The following is a 19,553-nucleotide window of genomic DNA, read 5'->3' as shown; positions in this document are numbered from 1 at the left end:
GGGGGGGGGGGGGGGGGGGGGGGGGGGGGGGGGGGGGGGTGGGGGGGGGGGGGGGTGGGGGGGGTGGGGGGGGTTGGGGGGTCAGCGGGATCGGGAGGGTTCGAGAGGTCGGGAGGGTTCGGGGGGTGTGGGGGGTCAGGGGGGTGCGGGGGATATGGGGTGTCCGTCATGGGGTGCGCCGGGCGGTGCGGACGAGGAGGTCGCGGAGTTCGCGGGTGTGGCGGCGGCTGACCGGGAGTTCGGTGCCGCCTACGCGGACGGTGCAGCGGCCGGAGTCCAGGCGGAGTTCCTCGATGTGGCGGAGGGCGACCAGGTGGCTGCGGTGGATGCGGACGAAGCCGGCGGCCCGCCAGCGTTCCTCCAGGGTGGCCAGGGGGATGCGGACCAGGTGGCTGCCGGAGGCGGTGTGCAGGCGGGCGTAGTCGCCCTGGGCCTCCACGTAGCAGACGTCGGCGGCGGCGACGAAGCGGGTCACGCCGGACAGTTCTACGGGGACGGTGTCCGTGTCGTCCGGGGTGGTGGGGGTGGTGGGGTCGTCGGCGACCCGGCGGATCGCCTCGGCCAGGCGTTCGGGGCGGACGGGTTTCAGCAGGTAGTCGGCGGCCTTGATCTCGAACGCGTCGACGGCGTGGCCGTCGTAGGCGGTGACGTAGACGATCCGCGGGGGGCGGGCGAACTGCGCCAGCAGCCGGCCCAGCACCACGCCGTCCAGGCCGGGCATCCGGATGTCGAGGAACACCGCGTCGATCGGGCGGGCCTCACCCAGCGCCCGGTCGACATGGCGGAGCGCGGCGGCGCCGTCCCGGGCGGTCACGATGTCGCCGATCCGGGGGTCGGTGCGCAGCAGGTAGGTCAGGTCGTCGAGGGCGGGCGCCTCGTCGTCCGCCGCGAGCACGCGCAGCAGGCCCGTCATCAGCGCCCTCCCCAGTCGAACGGCCATGGTCTTACCCGGTAAATCAGTCTTTACAGGCTGATCAGCGGACCGGGGGAAGTCAATTACGAAGCGGTCACGCCTGGGCGGTACTTGGGCACCCGCAGCGTCACCTTCGTACCGGCTCCGGGGGCGGTCTCCACGGCCAGCCCGTACTCGTCGCCGTAGACCTGGCGCAGCCGCTCGTCCACGTTGGCCAGGCCGATCCCGGACTCGTCCCCGGGCTCCCCGGCGAAGGCCTGCCGGAGCCGCTCGGGGTCCATGCCGGCGCCGTCGTCCTCCACGCTGATCACGCAGTCGGCCCGGGCGTCCTCGGCCAGGATCGTGATCCGGCCGGGTTCGGGCCGGTCCTGCAACCCGTGCCGGACGGCGTTCTCCACCAGCGGCTGCAGGCACAGGAACGGGACCGCCACCGGCAGCACCTCGGGGGCCACCCGCAGCGTCACCTGCAGCCGGTCGTCGCCGAACCGGGCGCGCTGGAGCAGCAGGTAGCGGTCGACCGAGCGCAGTTCCTCGGCGAGGGTGGTGAAGTCGCCGTGCCGCCGGAAGGAGTACCGGGTGAAGTCGGCGAACTCCAGCAGCAGTTCCCGGGCCCGCTCGGGGTCGGTGCGGATGAACGAGGCGATGGTGGTGAGCGAGTTGTAGATGAAGTGCGGCGAGATCTGCGCGCGCAGCGCCCGGACCTCCGCCTCCATCAGCAGCGTCCGGGAGCGGTCGAGCTCGGCCAGTTCCAGTTGGGCGTCGACCCAGCGGCCGACCTCCTCGGCCGCCCTGATCAGGCCGGCCGAGACGTCGCCGCCGTAGGCCACCAGGGTGCCCACCACCCGGTCGTCGGTGGTCAGCGGCACCACGACGGCGTGCCGGATCGGGCAGTCGAGCCGGTCGCAGTCCACCACGTCCGCCCCCAGCACTTTGGTTCCGCCGCCGGCCAGGGTGCCGCGGGCGTGCTCGGGCACGGCCGCGGCGTGATGCTCACCGGTACCGTCCCAGGCCAGCAGCCGCTCCCCGGCGGTGAGCGCCACCGCCGCCGCGCCCAGCAGCCCCCGCAGGTGCCTGACCGCCTTCTGCGCGCCGGCCTCGGTGAGCCCGGCGCGCAGCGGCGGCGCGGCCAGCGAGGCGGTGTGCAGGGTGTGGAAGGTGGCCCGGTCGGCGGGGCTGCCCAGGTCGCGGCGGTTGCCCCGGACCCACCACGACACGGCGGCCGGGATGCTCGCGAACGCCAGCACGGCGAGCACGGTCAGGGTGACTTCCACGCCCCTCACCGTACGGGTGCCCGGTCACACCTTCCCGTCGACCAGCCTGATCGCGTCCAGCGCCAGCGACAGTTCCACCACGTCGCGCGGCCGGTGCAGCGACCGCGAGGTGAGCTGTTCGAGCCGGCGCAGCCGGTTGAAGACGGTGTTGCGGTGGCAGTAGAGGCGGCCGGCGGTCCGGGTCGCCGAGCCCTCGGAGTCCAGCCAGGTCGCCAGCGTCTCCAGCAGGATCTCCCGGTCGACCGCGTCGAGGTCGTCCAGCGGGCCCAGCACCTCCTCGCCGAGGTGGTGCGCGAGGTCCGGCTGGGCGACCACGAGGGCGGCGGGCAGCCGCCGGTCCAGCCGCACGACCTGGGCCTCGCCGGGTGGGCAGGTGCCCAATGCGACCTCGGCGAACCAGCGCGCCCGGCCGAGCGCGGCCAGCCCCTCCACCTCCGGGCTGATGCCGGCCGAACCGCGCAGCAGCGGCGTGACGATCCGCACCGCGTCATCGAGGTCCATCTCGCCCAGCGAGATCACCGCGACCTCGCTCTCCGCGCGCAGCCGCCAGGCGAACCGCAGCCCGCCCAGCTCCTGCGGGCGGACCAGCGCCGGGTCGCGGTGCGAGCCGCGCAGCACGAGGACGGCGTAGCGGCCCCGCTCGGGCAGGTCCAGCGCGGCGGCGGCCGCACCGGCCAGCCCGCCGTCGGCGCCGCGCCCCTCCAGCAGGGCGTCCAGCAGCGCCTGCACCCGCTCGGTGCTGCGGCGCAGCAGCTCGGACTCGGTGCGGCGGTAGGCCTCGGCAACCACGGTGGACTGCTGCTCGGTGGTGTGCCACACCGTGCTGGCGTAGCGGAGCAGGATGGGCAGCGCGTCGGGGTCGTCCTCGGTGACGACGTCGATCATCGCCTCCCAGAAGATCCGGCCGCCCAGCCGGTAGCAGCGCAGCAGCGACTCCAGCGGCAGCCCCTGCTCGGCGCGGCGCCGGCCGATGCGCTCGGCCAGCGACAGGTCGGGGCGCTCCTTGCGGGGCCGGCCCGTCATCTGGTCGATGGCGGCGGCCAGGCTGTCGTGGACGGACTGCCAGAACTCGTCTTTGGGGACGAAGCCCACATGGCTGGGGTCGTTGGCGAGAACGTCCGCGACCAGCTTGTCGGTGAGCTCCGGCACCTGGTCGCGCAGCCTGCCGGACAGCGCGCGCATCAGCGCTGCGGGCGCCTCGGGCGAGATGTCGATTCCGACGGGCATGGGTGGACCTCCCGGGTGATTTAGGCCACTCTGGCACAGCACGTCCGGGCTAACCAGCGGCGGTACCCGAATTCGACCGCCGACTGTGCTCGTGCACAGCCCGAATAAGGCTCGGTTGGATGTCTGCCACCACTTGACCGGGGGATCTGGACGCTGTTCGCCGGCCCATGCTGTGGTGCCTGCCACACGATATTGGGAGGCGCCCATGGCGAGCGCGATGCTCGCGATCCGTGACCTCACGGTCAACTACGGCAGATCCGTCCAGGCTCTGCGCGGGGTGTCCCTTGAGGTCGCGCCGGGAACGGTCACCGCCGTCCTCGGGGCCAACGGAGCAGGCAAGACGACGCTGCTCCGGGCGATTTCAGGCACCCTGGGCTTCCACCGCGGCACGGTGGACGGCGGCACAATCACCTACGGCGACCAGCAGCTGAGCGGCCTGCAGCCGCCGGCGGTGGTGGCCCGGGGCGTCGTCCAGGTGCCCGAGGGACGCCGGATCTTCGGCCGCCTCACCGTGGACGAGAACCTCCGTGCCGGCGGGCTGGGAGCGGCCAGCCGCTCCGGGGCCGCCGCGACCCGGGAACGGATCCTGGAGCTCTTCCCGGTCCTCGCGGAGCGGCACAAGCAGCGCGCGGGGCTGCTGTCCGGCGGCGAGCAGCAGATGCTGGCCATCGGCCGGGCCCTGATGGCCGCGCCGAAGGTCCTGCTGCTGGACGAGCCCACGCTCGGGCTCGCGCCGATGATGGCCGAGCGCATCGGCGAGACCATCGCCGCGATCAACGAGCAGGGCACGTCGGTGCTGCTGATCGAGCAGAACGCGGCGCTGGCGCTGCGCCTGGCCACCAACGCGTACGTCCTGGAGGTGGGCTCGGTCGCCCTGTCGGGCACGTCCGCCGAGCTGTCCGCCTCCGACGAGGTCAGGCGCCGCTACCTCGGCGTGGGCGAAACCGACGAGGGCGGCCCGCTGCACCGCGAGGACCGACCGAAACTGACGAGGTGGGCCGGATGAGCACCCCGCGGATCCCCGAGCTCGTGGTGTCCGACCTGACGGTCAAGTTCGCGGGCATCACCGCCCTCGACGCGGTCGGCTTCACCGTGGCGCCCGGCACCATCCACGCTGTGATCGGGCCCAACGGGGCCGGCAAATCGACCTGCTTCAACGTGCTGTCCGGGGTCTACCGGGCCACGTCGGGCAGCGTCCGGTTCGGCGAGCACGAGCTGACCAAGCTGCCCCCGCACAAGATCGCCCATCTCGGGATGGCCCGGACCTTCCAGAACATCGCGCTCTCGAAGCTGATGAGCGTCGAGAACAACATCATGATCGGGCGGCACCGGCTGACCAGGAGCGGGTTCCTCACCGCCGGGCTGCGGCTGCCGCTGAACCGGCGGGAAGAGCGGGACCACCGCGCCCGGGTCCGCGAGATCGCCGCGTTCGTCGGCGTGAGCGAGTACCTGGCGGCCCCCACCGGGATGCTGCCGTACGGCGTGCTGAAGCGGATCGAGCTGGCCCGGGCGCTGGCCATGGAGCCGATCCTGCTGATGCTCGACGAGCCGGTGGCCGGCATGAACGGCGGCGAGCGCCGCCGGATGGCCGAGGTGATCAAGGCCGTCCAGGAGGACCTGGGGATCTCCATCCTGCTGGTCGAGCACGACATGGGCATGGTCATGCAGCTCGCCGACCAGGTGACGGTCCTCGACTTCGGCAAGCGCATCGCCTCCGGCCCGCCGGCCGAAGTACAGCAAAACCCCGAGGTCATCCGCGCGTATCTCGGCGTCTCCGACGAGAACGCGACGGGTGTCTCCATGGACAAGGAGCGGGCTTGACTAAGTTCATCGAGCTGGTCGTCAACGGCCTGTCGGTCGGGTCGGTCTACGCGCTGATCGCCCTCGGCTTCGTCATCATCTTCAAGGCGACCGAGGTGGTGAACTTCGCCCACGCCTCGCTGCTGCTGGTGGGCGGCTACATCACCGCCGTGTTCCACGACGACATCGGCTTCCTGCCGGCGCTGGCCGCCGGCATGCTCACGGCCGCCGTGGTCGGGATGCTCGTGGAGTTCCTGGTGCTGCGGCGGGGCCGGACCAGCGACCACGGCGTGCTGGCGATCGTCACCATCGGCGTCGACATCCTGCTGACCACCGAACTGGTCCGGCGCATCGGCACCGACGTGCTCGACCTCGGCGACCCCTGGGGCAGCCAGAGCGTCACCTTCGCGGGGATCACCATCCCGCAGACCCGGATCGCGGCGCTGCTCGTGGCGACCGTGCTGATCACCGCGTTCCTGCTGGCCTTCCGCTACACCACCTGGGGGGTCGCGATGCGGGCCGCCGCGGAGGACTCCGAGACGGCCTCGCTGATGGGCATCAAGCTGTCGCGGGTCTCGCTGGGCGCATGGGCGGTGGCGGGCGCGCTGGCCGCGGTGGCCGCGCTGTTCCTGACGGTCTTCCCCACACCCGGACTCGACCGAAACACCTCGCTGGTGGCGCTGAAGGCGTTCCCGGCGGCCATCCTCGGCGGGCTCGACTCGACCACCGGCGCGCTGGTGGGCGGGCTGATCGTCGGGCTCACCGAGTCGCTGGCCACCGGCTACCAGGACCAGTTGCACTTCCTCGGCCACGGTCTCAGCGGGGTCGCCCCCTACGTGGTCATGGTGCTGATCCTGCTGGCCCGGCCGGCCGGTCTGTTCGGAACGAGGGAGCTGACCCGTGTTTGAGAGTCCTCGCTGGGTGCGGATCAGCGCCCTGGTCGCCGGCGTCGCGCTGATGCTGCTCGTCCCCTTCTACGCCGACACCTTCTGGATGCAGGCCGGGCTGTTCGCCATCGCCGCCGCGATCGGCGCCATCGGCCTGAACCTGCTGACCGGGGCCACCGGCCAGCTCTCCCTGGGCCACGCGTTCTTCCTCGCGGTCGGCGCCTACGGGTACGTCTACTTCGCCTCCGAGTCCGACAACCACTTCGTCGGGCTCGGCCTGCCCACCCCGGTGGCGGCGATCCTCGCGGTGCTGCTCGCCGGCCTGGTCGGCGGGATCTTCAGCCCGATCGCGGGACGGCTGAAGGGCACGTACCTGGGCATCGCCACCCTGGCGCTGATCTTCATCGGGCAGCACATCCTGTCCAATGCCGAATCCGTCACCGGCAGCCACAACGGGCGGCAGGTGCCACCGCTGGACCTGGGTTTCCTGGTCTTCGACGACTCCCCCGAGCTGGTGGTGGCCAACGTGCCGCTCGGGGCGTTCGAGCGGCTGTGGTTCCTCGCCCTGATCCTGCTGGTGATCTCCGCCTGGGTGGCGCGCGGCGTGCTGCGCGGCCGGCCGGGGCGGGCGCTCAACACCATCCGCGACCACGAGATCGCGGCAGGGGTGATGGGCGTGCCGGTGGCCCGCTACCGGGCCGCCGTGTTCGTCCTCTCCTCGATGTACGCGGGGCTGGCGGGAGTGATCCTCGCGCTGGTCTTCCGCCAGACGGTGCCGGACTACTTCGGGATCATCCTGGCCCTGGACTACCTCGCAATGATCGTCATCGGGGGTCTGGGCACGGTGGCCGGAGCCATGATCGGCGCCGTGTTCATCACGCTGTTGCCCCAGGTGCTGACCCGCTACAGCGATGGTCTGCCCCTGGTCGCCGCGCCTGGTTCCGGCGGTTTCTCCCCCGCCGAGGCCGCACGCATCATCTACGGCGCCGCAGTCGTCGCCGTGGTGCTCTTCCTGCCCGGTGGGCTCTTCGGCATGTGGACACGGATCCGTCTGGCCGTGGCCGCACGCCGTCACCGGGCCGTTTGACTCCTGCCCCGACACGAAATCAGAGGAGCACAATCCGCATGAAGCTCAATATCCGCATGAGCGCGGCGGTTCTGGCGGTGCTGCTGGCGGCCGCCACGGGCTGCAGCGACAAGGCCACCGGCGGGTCCGGCGGCACCGGCAAGGACGGCGTGAAGCACGGCCCCGGCGTCACCGACACGACGATCAAGCTCGGCGTCATCACCGACCTCACCGGCCCGTACGCGCCGCTGGGCAAGGGCCTCACCCAGGCCGAGCAGCTCTACGTCGAAGAGATCAACAAGGCCGGCGGCATCTGCGGCCGCAAGCTGGAGCTGGTCGTCCGCGACGCGGGCTACGACGTGCAGAAGTCGATGTCGGCCTACAGCGAGCTGCAGGGCAGCACGCTGGCGATCCCGCAGCTGATCGGCTCCCACGTGGCGTCCGCGCTGAAGACCCGGATCAACAGCGACAAGGTCCTGACCATCCCGATGGCGTGGTCGAACACGCTGCTCGGCAGCGAGTACCTCCAGATCACCGGCCCGACCTACGACGTCGACATGATCAACGGCATCGACTGGCTGGTCAAGACCGGGGCCGTCAAGAAGGGCGGCACGCTCGGCCACATCTACTTCGACAACGACTACGGCGCCAGCGCGCTGCTCGGCACCAAGTACGCCGCCGACAAGCACGGGCTCAAGGTCGTCGAGCAGAAGATCAAGCCGACCGACACCGACCTGACCAACCAGGCCGGCGCCCTGGCCAAGCAGAAGGTCGACGGCATCCTGCTGAGCGTCGGCCCGGCGCAGAGCGCCTCCGCGGCCGGTGTCGCCCGGGTCGCCGGGTTCAAGGGCCCGATCCTGGGCAGCAACTCGGCCTACGCCAAGCAGCTGCTGGCCACCAAGGCCAAGCCCGCGCTGCTCCAGGGCTTCTACATCGCCACGGCCGGCATCCCCATCCAGGAGGACCTGCCCGCGCTGAAGAAGATCCGCGACGGCTACGCGGCCAAGTTCCCGGGCCAGCCGCAGGACTCCGCGGTGGTCACCGGCTACAGCTCCGGCGAGATCATCGGCAACGCGATCAAGAAGGCCTGCGCGAGCAAGGACCTCACCCGGGAAGGCCTGATCAAGGCGCACCGGTCCACCAACGCCTTCGACAACGGCCAGGGCGGGACGCTGGACTTCACCTACTTCGACAAGCCCCCGACCCTGCAGACCTTCATCGTCCAGCCGGACGAGCAGGCCATCAGCGGCACCAAGATCGTCCAGAACCGCACCGAAAGCGAGCTGGTCAAGGGGTACAAGGTTCCCCTCGCCTGATCGCCCACTGACGCGGGAAGCCCTCCTCCCAGTCGGGGCAGGAGGGGGGCTTCCCGTGAACGACCCGGACCCGCGCGAGCGCGCCCTCCGCGGGTCATGACGGAGCCCCGGCCGCCCGGCCGGGGCTCCGCCCGTTCTCGGCCCGGTCAGTGACCCAGCCGGTGGCGGGCGGCGAAGAGGATGCGCGTGCCGCCGTCGAGCGTGCCCGGCTCCTCGCAGGCGGCGACCTCGGCGGCCAGGAACCTGGCCCAGCGGTCGGGGTCGGCCTCGATCTCGGCCAGGGACGCCGGGTCGCCCAGGGACGCCCAGTTGCTCGCGCTGGCGGCGATGATCCGGCCGCCCGCCGCGGGCACCAGGTCCTCGACGTCGCTCCACCGGAACAGCCGGCAGACATGGCACTGGCCGTCGACCGCCGCCAGCCGCAGGTCCCCGGTGCGCAGCGCCTCCTCGTTGGCGTCCTCCCCGACCAGCCGGGCCCGCGCGACGACCGCCGGGAGGGCCGCCCGCCACAGGCCCAGCAGGGACAGCACCGAAGCGACCACGGTGCCGCCCGGCCGGGTGACGCGCAGCAGCCCGCGCAGCGCCTCCTCGTACACGTCGAACGCGTACGACAGCGCGCCGCCGTAGGCCACGACCGCGCTGAACTCCCTGTCGTCGTAGCGGGTGGTGTCGCACACGTCCAGCAGCTCGCGGCGTTCCACCCGGTCCTCGGCGACGGTGCCGCGCAGGTGCTCCTCGTTCAGCCGCAGCTGCACCGGCGAAATGTCGGTGACCACGATCTTCGCCCCGAGTTCCGCCAGTTGCAGGGTGAACCGGCCGGGTCCCGCCCCCACTTCCAGCACCCGGTCCCCCGGGCGCACGAACCGCTGGACGAACCGCCGGTGCACTTCCATCCCCACCCGGTCGCGGGGCGTCTGCGTCAGCCGCGTCCACTCCTGGTCGCCGAGGTCGTCGAAGTACCGCCGGACACGCTCGCTCCAGTCAACGTTCCGCATGCCGTCCACTGTCCTTCCTGCGGGTCCGGCCCGAGCGTCTCTCCTGGTTACTGGTACCCCGCCTCATACAGTTCGGACATATAGGGACAATTTGGTCGAACATTGCCTTTATTTCCCAGAAGGCCACACCCGGCACGTAGGGCGCACCCGGACCGGCCGCCCGGGCACGCCCCCGGGCAGGTACCGTGGCGGCCATGCGGTGGCCTTGGAAAGCGGCCCGGTTGCCGGTCCGCGACGAACTCGACCTGGCCCGAGGGGAGCGGGTACTCGCCCACGCGCCCACCCGCGGCGGCTCCCACGTCGTCGCCACCACGACGGCGCTGCACCTGCCCACGGCAGAGGGCGGCTTCACCCGCCTCCCCTGGGAGGGGATCGACCACGCGCAGTGGGAGAACGGCCGGCTACACGTCCACGAACCCGACGGCGAACACCACGTCGGGCTGACCGACCCCGGCTCCGTGCCCGAGACCGTCCGCGAACGGATCACCGCCACGGTCGTGACCGACCACGAGGCGAAACTACCCGGCGGCGGCAGAGTACGCATCGCCGGCCGGCGGGCAATCGGCGGCGACCGGGTGCAATGGAACATGATCTTCGAGCCCGGCATGGACCCGTCCGACCCCGGACTACGCGCCCAGGCCGAACAAGTACTGGCAGACCTGCGGCGCCGCACCGGCCTGTGAACACACCACGGCCCCGCTCCCACCAGGGACGGGGCCGTCACGCGCGGCGCGGGCTCACATGGGAGTCCCAGTACCGCTCTCCTGCCGGGGCGGCACCGGCTCTCCGGTACCGGACGGCTGCGAGCGGTGCAGGCGGTTCCCGATCCGGCTGTCATGCAACCGGGTGTCCACCTTCTCCTTGGCGGAGCCGGCGATCTCGCCGGCACGGGTCTTCAACGCCTCCGTGGTCTCCTGGACGGTCGGGTTCCCGGCCATGCGCTGCGAAGCCTGCTTGATCTGCTCGTAGCGCTCACGCCCGGCCCGGGTGCCCAGCACATAGCCCACGGCGGCACCGATGACGAACGGCAGTCGACTCTTCATCTCTTCTCTCCCACCCCCGGGGATCTGGCTGACGGACGTCGCCCCTATACCCGGCAGGCAGCGATGCACTCGCACGGGTGCGCAAGCAGGCCCCGAAGTGCGCTAACCTAGTCCGGGCCGGAGCGCATCACGCACCTCCGGGCACACCGATCCCGCGTAGCTCAATTGGCAGAGCAGCCGGCTGTTAACCGGCAGGTTATTGGTTCGAGTCCAATCGCGGGAGCTCGAGGCGGCGTATCCTGCTCGGCGAGCTTTGCTCGCCTTCGCCGGGGCCCGTTGTGTTTGCCCGGGGGGCGACCCCCCGGAGCCCCCCGTGGGGGAGCTTCGCTCCCTGTGTTTGGCTGGGGCTTTTGGTTGGCTCAGGGGTTTCTTTCGGGGGCTTCTTGGAGCTTGCGGTGTTTGTGTATAGGTATGGGTCAGGGCCGTTCCCTTTGGTGGGGACGGCCCTGATGTTTGTGGTGAGTAACAAGGTGAGTAACACGGTGAGTAACACGGTGGGCTTGTTGAGGTTCGGGGAGATCAGGTTTATGGCCTGTGCCGACCGATAGTGCGATCTTGTCCAGTGGCGTCCCCTTGTCCGAGAGCGATGAGTAGCAGGCTGCTCGGTGGAGGGTTGGCTCGGTGGGGGTGGGGTTCGGCTTATAGGTGGAGTTGGGGCCAGGGCTTTGTGTCGCGTAGTAGTTGTCTGTCGTGGGTGGCTAGTACTACTGCGGCGCCTGTTGTGGTCAGGGCTTGGGTTAGGTCCTCTACCAAGGTCATTGATAGGTGGTTGGTTGGTTCGTCTAGTAGTACGACTTGTGGGCGGGCTGCCAGCAGAATGGCCAGGTCCAGGCGGCGTTGCTGGCCGATCGACAACTCGGTGACCGGGCGGTGGGCTGCTTCGGAAGGGAGCAGGCCCAGTTGGGTTAGGCCGATCGTGTCGGGCTCGGCCAGTTCCCCTGAGCTGACCAGTCGGCCTACGGTGGCTTCGTAGACCTCGAAGGCTCTGCGCTGTGAGGGTGGTGGGGACTCCTGGGTCAGCAGCCTGATGCGGGTGCCTCGTTTTCGCTGAACGGTTCCTTCGTCGGGGGGTAGCGTCCCGGCGAGTATGGAGAGCAGGCTCGACTTGCCCGAACCGTTGGGGCCCGTCACCACCAGGCGGTCGCCTGATCGCAGCAGCACCGAGCGGGGGGTGGTGAGCCTGCCGTGCGACGTCACGTCGTCGGCGCGCAGCAGGGTGGCTCCCGGTGGGGCGTCGAGTCTCGGTAGTTGGAACCGCAGCGGTGGCTTGGGTACGTCGACGACGTGTGCCTCCAACTCCTCCTGGCGCCGGTGTACCGCCCGCACCAGGGCCGGTGCACGGGTCGCGCGGGTGTGCTTGCCGGTTCCCTTCTCCGGTCGCCAGCCGGTGGACAGGCGGTTCTGGGCCGCGGAGAGGTCCTGGGCCAGGCGTTGCCGTTCGGTCTGCTGGTCCCGGTAGGCGGTCTCCCAGCGTTCCCGCTCGGCGTGCCGCCCCTCCAGGTAGCCCGCGTACCCGGCCCCGTAGGTACGGGGACGGCCGTCGCTGGTCGGGTCGAGGTCCAGTACCGCGGTGGCCACGTCGGACAGCAACGCCCGGTCGTGGCTGACCAGCACCAACCCGCCCGGATGCTCGCGGAGCCTGGCCGTCAGGTGGTCCAGGCCGTCGGCGTCGAGATGGTTGGTGGGCTCGTCCAGCAGCAGCAGGTCGTGCCCGGCGCCCAGCAGGCAGGCCAGCCGGATCCGGTAACGCTGCCCGACGGACAGGCCGGCCAGCGGCCGGGCCCGGTCGGTCACCGCGCTGAGGGCGGCCAGCGAGATGTCGACGCGGCGGTCGGCGTCCCACGCGTCGATGGACTCCGCCGCCGCGAGTGCGTCGGCGTAGGCGTGCTCGGCGCCGGGCCGTTCCTCGACCAGGGCGAGGGTGGCCGACTCGAACGCGCGGAGCACCGCGCGCACCTGGGCGAGTTCGACGTCGATCAGGTCACCGACCGTGCGGTCCTCGCCGATCGGCATCTCCTGGTCGGCGACGCCCAGCGTGCCGGCCCGGTGCACGGTGCCGGAGTCGGGAACCAGCGTCCCCGCGAGGACCTGCAGCAGCGTGGTCTTCCCACGGCCGTTCTCGCCCACCACCCCCAGCCGGTCACCGGGGGAAACGGTCAGGTCCACACCGGTCAGGACCGGTCGGCCGCCGCGGGCAAGGTACAGGTCGATGGCGTTGAGATGGGCCCGCGCACGAGCCGGCAAAGCAGTGATGGCGGACATGACTTCCTCTGAAGGCAGGCTCCCGCGCGCCGGCGCAGCGGCGTGGAGACGGGGAACCTGAAGGTGAGAGACGACGGCAGACGTGTTCGGCCGCACCCGGAACGGGGGGCCGAGCCGGTCGTCCTCAGAGGAAGTACAGATGCATGCGCCCACTGTACCGGACGGCTTCGCGGCGACCGCCGTGGCTCGCGCCGTCGCCTTCGAACCGGCGATCTCATCGCGGGCACGAACGGCCGGGGCCGGTGTACCGGCCCCGGCTGAACGAACGCTCAGATCACGCGGCCGGCCGAACAGCCTCCTCCGACGTTGTTGTTGTAGAGGGTGTAGATGAGGCATGCCCTGACTTCGACCCCGCCGTAATTCTTCACGTCCTGCACTTTGAACACGGCGGTCTTGAGCTTCCTGAGGTAGCCGTTGGAGGCGTAGGGCACCGAGGCGGGGCTGCCGACGTTGTTCCAGCCGATACCGTTGAAGGGGACGTTCGCCTGGAGCGTGATGGTCACACTCTTGTAGTACCTGGAGTCGTACTCACCCCATGACCAGACGTCGTCGGGCCCGAAGTCGGCGCAGGCGGTGAGCCTGGGGCCACCGAAGACCACGCAGGTGGGCGCCGGCGCCGCCTGGGCCGGTGCGGCCGAGACCAGCGGCAGCGCCGCGGCCACTCCGGCGGCCGCACGAGTTCTGTTCAGCAATTTCTTGCGCGACATTTCGACCTCTTCCTTTCCGGCTCCCGCAGGGCCGGACCCTGACCACCGGCGGGACACACCATGTCGGGTGACCCGAGTGGTGTTCCACACGCTAAGCAGGGCCGGTTGAGCCGAAGTTGAACGTTTCTGTCAACCGTTCTCCGCAAGGCCGCCGCCACTGGCCTGCAAGGAAACACCGGCCTATATCATGATCTTTCGGGCGAGCGGCAAGACCGGCAATCCGGGTGCCGGCCAAGGGGGAGGCGTCGTGGAGGCACGGCCGGAAATGCTCGGGGAGCCGACACCGTGACGGACGGCCCGGAGTCCTTCGGCGAGCTGGTGCGGGCCGGGCGGATCCGCATGCGGCTGACCCAGCGGCAGCTGGCGAGCCGGGCGGGGGTGAGCGTCCGCACGGTGCGCCACATCGAACAGGGACAGGTACGGCGGCCCCGGCCGGAATCCGTTCGGCGGCTCGCGGCGGTGCTCGGGCTCGACGGCGCCGACCCGCTCCCCGCCGCCGACGATCCCCCCACCGGGGGCGGGTCCGGGGCGGCCGGCCTGCTCGTCGCCGTGCTCGGGCCGCTGGCCGTGCACCGGGACGGCGTGCCGGTCGACGTCGGTCCGGCGAAGCAACGTGCCCTGCTCGGCCTGCTGGCGCTCCAGCCGGGGCACGTCGTCGGCCAGGCGGAGATCATCGACGTCCTCTGGGGTGACGACCCGCCGGATTCGTGCCGGAACCTGGTGCACACCTACATCACCCGGCTGCGCAAGGTCCTCGGTTCCCAGGCGATCGTCAGGGACCGGGCCGGGTACACGCTGGCGGGCGCCGCCGGGGATCGGCTCGACCTGGCGCGCTTCGACGGGCTGGTCGCCCGCGCCGACGCTGCCCGCCGGCAGGAGCCCGCGGTGGCGGCGGACCTCTACGGCGACGCCCTGGCCTACTGGCGGGGAGCGGTGCTCGCCGACCTCCCCGTCCGGCTGCACCAGCACCCGGCCGCGGTGGCGGTGGCCAGGCGGCGGGTCGCCGCGGCGCTGGCCCACGCCGATCTCGCCATCGAGCAGGGCGGGCACGACAGGGCCGTCGAGCAGTTGTGGCGGCTGCTGGAACAGGAGCCGCTGCACGAGGGGCTGCACGCGAAGCTCATGACGGCGCTGGCCGGAAGCGGGCAGCAGACGGCGGCCCTGCGCGTGTTCGAGGGGTTGCGCGTGCGGCTGTCCGACGAGCTCGGGGTGAGCCCCGGGGCAGAGGTCCAAGAAGCCCATCTGCGGGTGTTACAGGCTCGCGAGCCGGTGGCCGCGCAACCGCGGGCCCGGTCCGGGCGGCCGGTGCCCGCCCAGTTACCCGCCGACGTCCCGGCGTTCACCGGCCGCAGGTCCCCGCTGGAACGGCTGGACGCCGGTCTCGGGCAGGGCGGGACGGCGATCCTGCTGATCGTCGGCAGCGCGGGGGTGGGCAAGACCGCCCTGGCGGTGCACTGGGCGCATCGCGTCCGTGAACGCTTTCCCGACGGCCAGCTCTACGTCGATCTGCGCGGCTACGACTCCAGCCAGCCGCTGCGTCCCATCCGGGCGCTCACCCTCATCCTCCGTTCGCTGGGGGTGCCCGCGGCCCGCGTACCCACCGGGCTGGACGAGGCCGCCGGCCTCTACCGGTCGTTGCTGGCCGAGCGGCGGGTGCTCATCGTGCTGGACAACTGCAACGGCGTGGACCAGGTCCGTCCCCTGCTGCTCGGCGCCGCCGGCTGCGCGGTCGTGATCACCAGCCGCAACCGCCTCGGCGGGCTCGTCGCCAGGGAGGGCGCCCACCGGATCGTCCTGCACCCCCTTCCGCACGGCGAGGCGGTGGCTCTCCTGACCGCGGCGATGGGACGGAGACCGGTACAGTCGGGCGCCGTGGCGGAGCTCGCCAGGCTGTGCGCCTACCTGCCGCTGGCCATGCGCGTCTCGGCCGCCAACCTCGACAACGATCCGCACCGCAGCGTCGCCGACTACGTCGCTGAGCTCACTGAGGGCAACCGGCTCGCGGCCCTGCAGGTCGACGGTGACAGCCAGAGTTCGGTACGGGTCGCCTTCGACCTGTCCTATGAGGCACTGCCGGCGGAGATCCGCAGGTCGTTCCGGCTGCTCGGCCTGATACCCGGCCCGGACTTCACCGTCGAGACCGTCGCGGCGCTCGCCGCCGTCCCGGCGGCGCGGGCCGAGCGGGCGCTGGCGCACCTCGCCGCCGTGCACCTGCTCCAGCAGCACGCACCGGGACGTTACGCCTTCCACGACCTGCTCCGCCTCTACGCCGGGGAACGTGCCCGGACGGAGGACGGCCCCGAGGAACGGCGTGCGGCGGTGGATCGTCTCCACGGCTGGTACCTGGGCACCGCCGCGAGCGCCGCGGACCTCCTGGATTCGGACAGGCCGAGGTTCGTCCAGGCCGCGGCCGGCCTGCCGCGGGGTGGCCCCAGGCCGGCGACCGCCGCCGAGGCCGTGGCCTGGCTGGAGGCCGAACGCGCCAACCTCATCGCCGCCATCACGGCCTCGGCCGAACAGCGCAGGCACCTGCAGACCTGGCAGCTCGCCCTGGTCCTCGCGCAGTTCTTCTTCACCCGCGGATACGTCCACGACTGGATCGACACCCACGGCCTGGCGCTCGCGGCGGCACGGGAACTGGGCGACCGCCGGGTCGAAGCCGAGATCCTCAGGCAGCTGGGCCTCGCCTACTGGCGGTCCGGGCAGCTCCCCCAGGCGCTGGAGCACCACCGGCGGGCACTGGCCATGGACCGGGCCGGCGCCGACCTCCAGGGCGAGGCCAAGACGTTGAACCACCTCGGTTTCATCTTCGACCGCACCGGGCGAGCCGCCGAAGCCCTCGGCCACCAGCAACGATCCGCGGACCTCTACCGGCAGGTCGATGACCGCTGGGGGGAGGGCCGCGCCCTCATCGGGGTGGGCAACGCCCACCGCCAGCTCGGCAGTCCGCGCGAGAGCCTGCACCACTTCCAGGAAGCGCTCGCCGTCAACCGCGAAGTCCGCGACCGGTGGGGAGAGGGCATGGCACTCGCCGGCATCGGCTACGCCTGCATCCACCTGGACCGGCATCCGGAGGCGCTGACCAGGTTCGACGAGGCGACGGCGCTCACCCGGGAGGTCGGCGACCGGACGGGCGAGAGCCTGGCCCTGGCGGGGCGGGGGCTGGCCCATCTCGTCGCCGGCCGGCCCGCCCGGGCCATGGACGATTTCCAGCACGCGCTGACGCTGACCAGGGACACCGGCGACCGGTGGACCGAGAGCCTCGCGCTCACCGGCAAGGGCATGGCCCAGCTGGCGACGGGCGGGTACGCCGAGGCGATGAGCGACTTCGCGTACCTCCTGGCCCTGACCAGGGACACCGGCGACCGATGGTGCGAAAGCTTCGCGCTGGCCGGCCTCGGCCATGTCAACCGCCACTTCGGCCGGCACGACCAGGCGATCGCCCAGTACCGCAGGGCCCTGGAGTGCGCGCGCGAAGTCGGCAACCAGGGCGTCCAGGCGCAGATCCTGAGCGGTATCGCCGATGCCTACCGAGCCATGGGCGACCGTGACCAGGCCCTTCTCCATTCCCGGTACGCCCGTAGCGCGGCGCACCGGGCCGGCGACCGGCCTGAAACGCTCCGCTTCCAGGCCGGCGCCGACGATATCCGTGCGGACCCGTGACGGCGAAGGCTCTCCTCCTCGTTCACGGGCTCTCCTCGCTCAGGCGGTACGCGTGACCCGAGCCTCCTGGGCCGGGTGGGCTAGCACTGGCCGTCGGCCAGGATCCAGTGGTCGGGCCCGGTCTGCCGGAGCGCGTGGACCGTGAAGGTGTTCCACAGGCCCATGGCGTTGTTGGAGCCCCTGGCGTAGGTGTAGCCGCCGGACTGGTAGGCGCGGCCCTCGACGGTGTGGGCGTAGTTGCTCGCCCGCACGCAGGGGCCCGTTCCGGTGGGGGTGGGGGTGGGCGTAACGGTGGGGGTGGGCTGGGGGCCGGGCCCGCCGTCGAGGCCGAAGAAGCGGACGTCGTGATGGGCCGAGCAGATCGTGTCGAGGAAGTACGCCGCCGCGGTGCCGCACTGGTCGGCGCCGCCACCGGGGTCGATGGGCAGGCCATGGCCCATCCCGGCGATCTCGTAGAGGCGCACGTCGTCGTTACCGTACGTCGTCAGCGTGGTGCCGCCGGTGAGCGACTGCGTCGAAGTGGGGGTCTGCGCGACGCCCCGCACGTTCGTCCACTGGTCGCGCAGTTGCCGTCCGTTGGCGGGGACGACCGTGTAGTCGGACTGGCCCTGCCAGACGGCAACCCGCGGGTACGGCCCGGTGTGGCCGGGGTGGGCGTTGCGCACGAGGTCGCCCCACTGCTGCGGTGTCTTGGAGGTGGCGCCGTACTGGCAGCCGGACGCCTGGGTCAGGCTGGCGGCGCAGCGGTAGGCGAGCCCGGCGCCGATCGACCCGGCGGCGAAAACGTCGGGGTAGGTCGCCAGCATGACGGCGGTCATGGCCCCGCCCGCCGACAGGCCGGAGACGTAGACCCGTGCGGGGTCGGTGCCGTAGCTGGCGACCGCGTGGCCGACCATGGCGCGGATCGAGGCGGCCTCACCCTGCCCCCGGGTCGTGTCACCGGTCTGGAACCAGTTGAAGCAGTTGGAGGAGTTGTTGGCGCTGCCGGTCTGCGGCAGCACGAGGGTGAAGCCCTGCTGGTCGGCGTACTTGCGCCAGCCGGAGTTGGCGAAGTAGCCGCTCGCGTTCTGGGTGCAGCCGTGCAGCAGCACGACCAGGGGACGGCCGCTCGGCAGGCCGTCCGGCCGGTAGCTGTACATCGCCAGGTTGCCGGGGTTGCTGCCGAACGAGCCGACCTGCACCAGGGAGGCGGCCCGGGCGGGCGGTGCGGTGAGGGCCGCGCCCAGCAGGCCGGCCAGGGCAGTGAGCGCGGTCAGGGTGGTCAGGGCGGTCAGCAGCGCGAGGGCGGCGCGTGACCGCCGCGCGGGGTGGGAGACGACCATGGAGGCTCCTAGGGTGACCTGGATCACCGATCCTTTCCGCGCACGCTAGGTCGCTCCCGGTCGCCCTGATATGTCCACCGACCCCACTTTTCGCGGTCGTGGCATGGGGCCCTCGTCCCGGATGCCGATCGCGCCCGGCGTCAGGACGGCACGGGTTCGCAGGTGATCTCGTGGATGCGGGAGACGGCGGCCGCCCAGGTGCCGGGGTCGTGGTGCAGCGGGCCGGTGAGGCTGATCCGGCGGCAGACCGAGCCGTACCGGGCCACCAGCAGGTCGGGGATGTCGCCGGGCGGGCCCTGGACGGCGCAGGCGTCCAGCAGTTCGTCGTCGATCAGGCCCGGCAGTTCGGACCACCGGCCCTGCTCGGCCAGCGCCCGCAGTTCCTCCTGGAGCGCGGCCCTGCCGTGGGCCTTCAGCACCGGATGGTGGGCGAGGGCCACGCCGTGGGCGGCGATGGCGCGGCGCGCCCGGCGGGCGGACCGCTCGCGCTCCTCGGCGGTGTGGCCGGTGACGACGAGGCCGGGGGCGACCACCTCCAGGTCGTCCCAGCCGCGGCCGGAGCGGCGCAGGCCGCGTTCCAGTGCCGGCACCGTCATCTCCTGGAGGAACCGGGTGGTGGTGAAGCCCGGCAGGATCAGCCCGTCGGCGATCTCGCCGGCGAGTTCGGCCGTCCCCGGGCCCACCGCGGCCAGGAACACCTTCGGCCGGTCGCGGGTGTCGCGCCAGGCCGTGTGCAGTGCCGTCACGGCGCGGCGCGTCCGGGCCGGTGCCGACACCGTGCAGCCCGCCGGGCGGGGCGCGAGGGCGAGCACGAAACGGCCGCTGGTGTACTCCTGGAGGTCGCCGGCCCGGTGGGCGAGCGCGGTCGGGCTGCCGGGGACGGGCACCGAGGCGTGCAAGCCGATCCGCCAGGTGCGGTCGGCGGCGCGGGCCAGCCGGGCGAACGGGTCCGCGCCGGGTTCGGGCAGGCAGAGGGCGTCGAAGCCGAGGTCCTCGGCCAGCCGGGCGAGCGAGGAGAGGTACCGCACGTCGGGGCCCGCCACCGCGAGGTCGACCTTCATCCCGCCTCCTCGGTATACGA

At 71.8% G+C, this 19,553-nt stretch carries 16 protein-coding genes and 1 tRNA gene; 8 read left to right on the top strand and 9 right to left on the bottom strand.

The window, feature by feature from the left end:
- Window positions 1-166 precede the first annotated feature (166 nt).
- The 3 genes from DPM19_RS27720 to DPM19_RS27710 all read right to left on the bottom strand — a co-directional run bounded on the left by DPM19_RS27720 (window position 167) and on the right by DPM19_RS27710 (window position 3,411).
- Entirely contained in the window at window positions 167-913 is a 747-nt protein-coding gene (locus DPM19_RS27720; RefSeq protein WP_199485318.1) for a LytR/AlgR family response regulator transcription factor, read from the bottom strand.
- A gap of 83 nt (window positions 914-996) precedes the next feature.
- Window positions 997-2,184 (bottom strand): sensor histidine kinase, encoded by a 1,188-nt coding sequence (locus DPM19_RS27715; protein ID WP_111870984.1) that lies wholly within the window; start codon window positions 2,182-2,184, stop codon window positions 997-999.
- A 24-nt stretch (window positions 2,185-2,208) separates the two neighbouring features.
- On the bottom strand, window positions 2,209-3,411 hold the full coding sequence (locus DPM19_RS27710; RefSeq protein ID WP_111870983.1) for a PucR family transcriptional regulator: 1,203 nt from the start codon (window positions 3,409-3,411) through the stop codon (window positions 2,209-2,211).
- Window positions 3,412-3,616: 205 nt separating this feature from the next.
- On the opposite strand from DPM19_RS27710, the gene DPM19_RS27705 reads away from it, so the two are divergent.
- Genes DPM19_RS27705 through DPM19_RS27685 form a run of 5 tightly spaced genes read left to right on the top strand, consistent with a single transcriptional unit; the run spans window position 3,617 to window position 8,480 of the window.
- Window positions 3,617-4,417: an ABC transporter ATP-binding protein gene (locus DPM19_RS27705; protein ID WP_111870982.1), complete on the top strand. Its 801-nt coding sequence runs from the start codon at window positions 3,617-3,619 to the stop codon at window positions 4,415-4,417.
- Window positions 4,414-5,232 carry an ABC transporter ATP-binding protein gene (locus DPM19_RS27700; RefSeq protein ID WP_111871005.1) on the top strand — a complete coding sequence of 273 codons (819 nt, stop codon included), beginning with the start codon at window positions 4,414-4,416 and terminating at the stop codon, window positions 5,230-5,232. Before DPM19_RS27705 ends, DPM19_RS27700 begins: the two co-directional genes overlap by 4 nt.
- Window positions 5,229-6,119, top strand: coding sequence for a branched-chain amino acid ABC transporter permease (locus DPM19_RS27695; RefSeq protein WP_111870981.1), 891 nt, complete (start codon window positions 5,229-5,231; stop codon window positions 6,117-6,119). The genes DPM19_RS27700 and DPM19_RS27695 overlap by 4 nt, the downstream gene beginning before the upstream one ends.
- Window positions 6,112-7,185: a branched-chain amino acid ABC transporter permease gene (locus DPM19_RS27690; protein ID WP_233510797.1), complete on the top strand. Its 1,074-nt coding sequence runs from the start codon at window positions 6,112-6,114 to the stop codon at window positions 7,183-7,185. The genes DPM19_RS27695 and DPM19_RS27690 overlap by 8 nt, the downstream gene beginning before the upstream one ends.
- Before the next feature lie 56 nt (window positions 7,186-7,241).
- Window positions 7,242-8,480 (top strand): ABC transporter substrate-binding protein, encoded by a 1,239-nt coding sequence (locus DPM19_RS27685; protein ID WP_233510796.1) that lies wholly within the window; start codon window positions 7,242-7,244, stop codon window positions 8,478-8,480.
- A 146-nt stretch (window positions 8,481-8,626) separates the two neighbouring features.
- Here DPM19_RS27685 and DPM19_RS27680 read toward each other — a convergent pair whose 3' ends face one another.
- The gene (locus DPM19_RS27680) at window positions 8,627-9,475 is read right to left on the bottom strand and encodes a class I SAM-dependent methyltransferase (protein WP_111871003.1); all 849 of its coding nucleotides are present in this window, start codon (window positions 9,473-9,475) and stop codon (window positions 8,627-8,629) included.
- A 194-nt stretch (window positions 9,476-9,669) separates the two neighbouring features.
- Here DPM19_RS27680 and DPM19_RS27675 point away from each other — a divergent pair, with 194 nt between their 5' ends.
- Complete coding sequence (locus DPM19_RS27675) at window positions 9,670-10,158, top strand: hypothetical protein (RefSeq protein ID WP_111870979.1); 489 nt, start codon at window positions 9,670-9,672, stop codon at window positions 10,156-10,158.
- 54 nt (window positions 10,159-10,212) lie between these two features.
- Here the strand turns inward: DPM19_RS27675 and DPM19_RS27670 are convergent, their stop codons facing one another.
- Window positions 10,213-10,518, bottom strand: a complete 306-nt coding sequence (locus DPM19_RS27670) for a YtxH domain-containing protein (protein ID WP_111870978.1) — start codon at window positions 10,516-10,518, stop codon at window positions 10,213-10,215.
- A gap of 150 nt (window positions 10,519-10,668) precedes the next feature.
- Between DPM19_RS27670 and DPM19_RS27665 the strand changes: the two genes are divergently transcribed.
- Window positions 10,669-10,741: transfer RNA gene (locus DPM19_RS27665), tRNA-Asn, on the top strand.
- Between the two features lie 416 nt (window positions 10,742-11,157).
- On the opposite strand, the gene DPM19_RS27655 is transcribed toward DPM19_RS27665, so the two are convergent.
- Both DPM19_RS27655 and DPM19_RS27650 read right to left on the bottom strand, forming a co-directional pair.
- Window positions 11,158-12,780 carry an ABC-F family ATP-binding cassette domain-containing protein gene (locus DPM19_RS27655; protein WP_111870976.1) on the bottom strand — a complete coding sequence of 541 codons (1,623 nt, stop codon included), beginning with the start codon at window positions 12,778-12,780 and terminating at the stop codon, window positions 11,158-11,160.
- Between the two features lie 269 nt (window positions 12,781-13,049).
- The gene (locus DPM19_RS27650) at window positions 13,050-13,487 is read right to left on the bottom strand and encodes a hypothetical protein (protein WP_146779012.1); all 438 of its coding nucleotides are present in this window, start codon (window positions 13,485-13,487) and stop codon (window positions 13,050-13,052) included.
- A gap of 285 nt (window positions 13,488-13,772) precedes the next feature.
- On the opposite strand from DPM19_RS27650, the gene DPM19_RS27645 reads away from it, so the two are divergent.
- A complete protein-coding gene (locus tag DPM19_RS27645) occupies window positions 13,773-17,150 on the top strand; it encodes a tetratricopeptide repeat protein (RefSeq protein WP_111870974.1) in 3,378 nt (1,125 codons plus the stop codon).
- An 80-nt stretch (window positions 17,151-17,230) separates the two neighbouring features.
- Here the strand turns inward: DPM19_RS27645 and DPM19_RS27640 are convergent, their stop codons facing one another.
- A complete protein-coding gene (locus DPM19_RS27640) occupies window positions 17,231-18,472 on the bottom strand; it encodes an extracellular catalytic domain type 1 short-chain-length polyhydroxyalkanoate depolymerase (RefSeq protein WP_111870973.1) in 1,242 nt (413 codons plus the stop codon).
- Window positions 18,473-18,612: 140 nt separating this feature from the next.
- Window positions 18,613-19,533 (bottom strand): LLM class flavin-dependent oxidoreductase, encoded by a 921-nt coding sequence (locus tag DPM19_RS27635; protein WP_158566916.1) that lies wholly within the window; start codon window positions 19,531-19,533, stop codon window positions 18,613-18,615.
- Between the last annotated feature and the right edge of the window lie 20 nt (window positions 19,534-19,553).

This window comes from Actinomadura craniellae, assembly GCF_003289645.1.
Classification (GTDB): Bacteria; Actinomycetota; Actinomycetes; order Streptosporangiales; family Streptosporangiaceae; genus Actinomadura_D; species Actinomadura_D craniellae.
Note: the sequence above shows the minus strand (reverse complement) of the source record. Positions and strands in the feature narration are given on the sequence as shown.

Bases quoted from the DNA above. Each gene is read 5' to 3' on its own strand.
- DPM19_RS27670 (WP_111870978.1), bottom strand. From the start codon at position 10,518: ATGAAGAGTCGACTGCCGTTCGTCATCGGTGCCGCCGTGGGCTATGTG.
- DPM19_RS27680 (WP_111871003.1), bottom strand. From the start codon at position 9,475: ATGCGGAACGTTGACTGGAGCGAGCGTGTCCGGCGGTACTTCGACGAC.
- DPM19_RS27700 (WP_111871005.1), top strand. From the start codon at position 4,414: ATGAGCACCCCGCGGATCCCCGAGCTCGTGGTGTCCGACCTGACGGTC.
- DPM19_RS27640 (WP_111870973.1), bottom strand. From the start codon at position 18,472: ATGGTCGTCTCCCACCCCGCGCGGCGGTCACGCGCCGCCCTCGCGCTG.
- DPM19_RS27635 (WP_158566916.1), bottom strand. From the start codon at position 19,533: ATGAAGGTCGACCTCGCGGTGGCGGGCCCCGACGTGCGGTACCTCTCC.
- DPM19_RS27650 (WP_146779012.1), bottom strand. From the start codon at position 13,487: ATGTCGCGCAAGAAATTGCTGAACAGAACTCGTGCGGCCGCCGGAGTG.
- DPM19_RS27720 (WP_199485318.1), bottom strand. From the start codon at position 913: ATGACGGGCCTGCTGCGCGTGCTCGCGGCGGACGACGAGGCGCCCGCC.
- DPM19_RS27675 (WP_111870979.1), top strand. From the start codon at position 9,670: ATGCGGTGGCCTTGGAAAGCGGCCCGGTTGCCGGTCCGCGACGAACTC.
- DPM19_RS27705 (WP_111870982.1), top strand. From the start codon at position 3,617: ATGGCGAGCGCGATGCTCGCGATCCGTGACCTCACGGTCAACTACGGC.
- DPM19_RS27685 (WP_233510796.1), top strand. From the start codon at position 7,242: ATGAGCGCGGCGGTTCTGGCGGTGCTGCTGGCGGCCGCCACGGGCTGC.
- DPM19_RS27655 (WP_111870976.1), bottom strand. From the start codon at position 12,780: ATGTCCGCCATCACTGCTTTGCCGGCTCGTGCGCGGGCCCATCTCAAC.
- DPM19_RS27710 (WP_111870983.1), bottom strand. From the start codon at position 3,411: ATGCCCGTCGGAATCGACATCTCGCCCGAGGCGCCCGCAGCGCTGATG.